The organism is Streptomyces violaceorubidus (assembly GCF_000717995.1).
Classification (GTDB): Bacteria; Actinomycetota; Actinomycetes; order Streptomycetales; family Streptomycetaceae; genus Streptomyces; species Streptomyces violaceorubidus.
On the sequence record NZ_JODM01000087.1, the window covers coordinates 1 to 4050 of the forward strand.

Genomic DNA, 4050 nt, shown 5'->3' on the forward strand with positions numbered 1-4050 from the left:
AAACGTGGAGTTCCACCCGCCCGGGCTGCCCCTGCCCGCCGGCGACGCGGTCCTGGACCCCGAGTACTGGGTCCGGCACATCCGAGACACCGTCCGCTTCAACGACCGGATCGCCTGGCTCGAACAGCACGACACCACCCGCTACCTGGAGATCGGCCCCGGCGGAGTCCTCACCGCCATGGCCCAGGACACCCTCACCCGCGCCGAAACACTGCTCCTGCCCACCCTCCACAAGAACCTCGACGAGACCCACGCCGTCACCCGCGCCGCAGCCGAACTCCACACCAACGGAACGCTCGTCGACTGGCAGGCCTTCTTCAGCAGCGGGGGGAGTGCCCCGCGCCGCGTGGAACTGCCCACGTACGCGTTCAAGCGCCACCGGTACTGGCTCGACGCGACATCGGGGCGCAGGGAGCGGACCGCCGGCTCGCCGGTGGACGGCTGGCGTTACCGGGTGGTGTGGCGGCCCATGCCGTCCAACGCTGCCGAACTCACTGGCGACTGGCTGCTCCTGATCCCCGCCGGTCACGAGGGCCGGCCTCTCCTACGGGACGTCGTGCGGGCCCTGGAGGCCGGGCACGGTGCCGTACGACAGGTCGTGCTCGACCCCGTCGAGGCCGACCGGGTGGGATGTGCCGAAACACTCCGTGGTGCGCTCGGGGAGTTCGACGCGACGGGCGTACTGTCGCTGCTCGCGCTGACGGACGACGACGCCGCAACAGCGGCGACGCTTGCTCTCTTCCAGGCGCTCGGCGACGCAGGCATCCAGGCCCCGCTCTGGTGCCTCACCCAGGGCGCGGTCACCACCGGAGGCTCCGACCCGCTGATCCAGCCCGTCCAGGCGCAGGTCTGGGGCCTGGGGCAGGTCGCCGCGCTCGAGCACCCCGACCGCTGGGGCGGACTCGTCGATCTGCCCGAGCAGCTCGACGAACACGGTGCCGCACACCTGCGGGCCGTACTCGCCTCCACGGCGTCGGGAGGTGAGGACCAGGTGGCCATCCGCGCGGCCGGCGTCCTCGCGCGCCGACTGGCCCGGGCGAGCAGCGGCAGCGGTACGGCCTGGCAGCCGCGTGGCACGGTTCTGATCACCGGTGGCAGCGGAGCGCTCGGTGCCCGCGTCGCGCGCTGGGCCGCCGAGAACGGGGCCCAGCACCTGGTTCTCGCCAGCCGGCGCGGCGGCGAGGCCCCCGGTGCCACCGGCCTGGGCGGTGAACTCACCGCGCTCGGCTCCACCGTGACCTTCGCGGCCTGCGATGTGAGCGACCCCGAGCAGGTGCGTTCCCTCCTCGCCGGCCACCCGGACCTCACCGCGGTCGTCCACACGGCCGGCAGCCTCGACGACGGCGTACTCGACCACCTCACCGCGGACCGGCTGGACCACGTACTGCGTCCGAAGGCGGCCGCCGCCGAACTGCTCGACCAGTACACGCGTCACCTCGACCTCGACGCCTTCGTACTGTTCTCCTCCGCGGCAGCCACCTTCGGCAACGAGGGCCAGGCCAACTACGCCGCGGCGAACGCCCATGTGGACGCGCTGGCACAGCGGCGGCACGCGCTCGGACTGCCCGCGACCTCGGTGGCGTGGGGTGCCTGGGCGGACTCGGGCATGGCCATGGGGCGGGCCGCGGCCGAGCAGTTGCATCGCAGCGGGTTCCCCGCGATGGCCCCGGAGCCGGCGCTCACCGCGCTGGCGGAGGCCGTCGGGCAGGGCACCGCGGCGCTGACAGTGGCCGACATCGACTGGGCCCGTTTCGTACCGGCGTACACCGCCGCCCGTCCCAGCCCGCTCATCTCCGACCTGGCGGACGTACGGGACCTCCTGGCCACGGCCGGGTCCGGTGGCGCACAGGTCGACGAGGAGTCGCCGGCCGGGCGGCTTGCCGGGCTGCCTGCGCCGAAGCGTGAGGAGTTGATGCTGGAACTGGTGCGTACGCAGGCGGCGTTGGTGCTCGGTCACGCCGGGCCCCAGTCGGTGGCGCCGAACCGTGCGTTCAAGGACCTCGGCTTCGACTCGCTCGGCGCGGTCCAGCTGCGCAACCGGCTGAACGCGGCCACCGGGCTGCGGCTCACCACCAGCGTGATCTTCGACTACCCGACGGCGAGCGAGCTGGCCCGTCATGTGCTGAGCGAGTTCCCGGGCCTGGGAGGCGGCGGCGAGCGGACCGGCCACACCGTCACCGTCCGGGATACGGCGGCCCTCGACGACGATCCGATCGCGATCGTGGCCATGAGCTGCCGCTTCCCGGGTGGGATTCGGACGCCCGAGGAACTGTGGGCGCTGCTGGCGGCCGGTGGTGACGCGGTCTCGCCGTTCCCGGCCGACCGCGGCTGGGACCTGGAGGCGCTCTACGACGCCGACCCGGACCGTTCCGGCACGTCCTATGTGCGGAAGGGCGCCTTTCTCCAGAGTGTGGGCGAGTTCGACGCGGCCTTCTTCGGTATCAACCCGCGCGAGGCCCTGGCGATGGACCCGCAGCAGCGGCTGCTCCTGGAAACGTCCTGGGAGGCCTTCGAGCGGGCCGGCATCGACCCCCGGTCGCTGCGCGGCAGCAAGGCGGGCGTGTTCGTCGGCAGCAACGGTCAGGACTACGCCACCTTGCTCCGCCAGGTGCCGGAGACGGTCGAGGGCTACCTCGGCACCGGTATCGCGGGCAGTGTGGCGTCGGGCCGGGTGGCCTACACCCTCGGCCTGGAGGGCCCGGCCGTCACGGTCGACACGGCCTGCTCCTCCTCGCTCGTCGCCCTGCACATGGCCGCCCAGTCACTGCGCTCCGGCGAGTGCACGCTCGCCCTCGAGCGACACGGACACCCTGTCCTGGGCATCGTGCGCGGCACGGCCGTCAACCAGGACGGCGCCAGCAACGGCCTGACCGCCCCCAACGGCCCCTCCCAGCAGCGGGTGATCCGGCAGGCCCTCGCCAACGCCGGTCTCACCCCGGACCAGGTCGACGCGGTCGAGGCACACGGCACCGGCACCACCCTCGGCGACCCGATCGAGGCCCAGGCGCTCCTGGCCACCTACGGCCAGGACCGGCCCGCCGAACGGCCCCTGTGGCTGGGCTCGGTGAAGTCCAACATCGGCCACACGCAGGCCGCCGCCGGTGTCGCGGGCGTCATCAAGATGGTCATGGCCATGCGACATGGGGTCCTGCCGAGGACGCTGCACGTCGATGAGCCCACCAGCCATGTCGACTGGGACACCGGCGCCGTCACCCTCCTCACCGAGGAACAGACCTGGCCCCTGAGCGACCGGCCCCGCCGCGCCGGTGTCTCGTCCTTCGGGGTCAGCGGCACCAACGCCCACGCCGTCATCGAGGAGCCCCCCGCCCTCACCGCTCCGCAGGATCAGTCCGCCGAGCCAGGCGTGGGGCGAGCCCTCGCCCCACCTCGTGCAGGGCCTCGCGTCGGACGAGACCGGCAGGACCGTGTTCGTGTTCCCGGGGCAGGGGACTCAGTGGGCCGGGATGGGTGCCGAACTCCTCGACACCGTTCCGGTGTTCGCGCAGTCCATCGCCCGCTGCGAGGAGGCCCTTGCGCCGTACGTCGACTGGTCGCTGACCGATGCCCTGCGGTCGCGTGCCCCGTTGGACCGCGTGGACGTCATCCAGCCGGTGACCTGGGCCGTCATGGTCTCGCTCGCCGCGACCTGGCAGGAGCTGGGTGTCCGTCCGGACGCCGTGGTCGGACACTCCCAGGGCGAGATCGCGGCCGCGGCCGTGGCGGGTGCGCTGTCGCTGGAGGACGCCGCCAAGGTCGTCGCCGTGCGTGCCCGGATCATCGGCGAACACCTCGCAGGGCGAGGAGCCATGGCCTCTGTCCCGCAGCCCGCCCACACCGTCGAAGCACAGCTCCCCGGCGGGGTCGGCATCGCCGCGATCAACGGCCCCAACGCCACGGTCGTCTCGGGCGACACGGACGCCGTCGAAGCCCTGGTCAAGAACCTGCAGAATAAGGACGTCCGGGCCCGGCTGATCCCCGTCGACTACGCCTCACACTCCGCGCACGTCGAAACCATCGAGCAGCACCTGACCGAAGCCCTCGCGGGCATCA

2 pseudogenes are annotated in these 4050 nt (G+C 72.5%); both read left to right on the top strand.

The annotated features are described in order from the left end of the window. Positions 1-3373, top strand: a pseudogene (locus IE94_RS39735) (beta-ketoacyl reductase); the annotation flags it as partial. Between the two features lie 112 nt (positions 3374-3485). Further along, positions 3486-4050, top strand: a pseudogene (locus IE94_RS41420) (acyltransferase domain-containing protein); the annotation flags it as partial.